The following is a 212-nucleotide window of genomic DNA, read 5'->3' on the forward strand; positions in this document are numbered from 1 at the left end:
TACATTATTTGATGCTGTATTTGGTAATTTTTCACCTTGTACAACTGGCTTTGCTACTTCTTTTTTAGCTACTTCATTCTTTTGCTCGGCTTTTATCGCTGCTTCTTTTTTAGCCATATCATTTTTTTCTTGTACTTGTGCCACTTTCTTTTTCTCTACTTCACTTTTTTGCTGTTCCTTAATTGCTTCTTCTTTTTTAGCTTTATCTTGTT

Annotated in this window: 1 pseudogene; it reads right to left on the bottom strand. The window is 32.1% G+C overall.

Annotated elements, in window-relative coordinates:
* A pseudogene (locus MR107_RS32170) lies at positions 1–212 on the bottom strand (LPXTG cell wall anchor domain-containing protein); the annotation flags it as partial.

It is taken from the genome of Bacillus cereus group sp. BfR-BA-01441 (genome assembly GCF_022663075.1).
GTDB lineage: Bacteria > Bacillota > Bacilli > Bacillales > Bacillaceae_G > Bacillus_A > Bacillus_A cereus.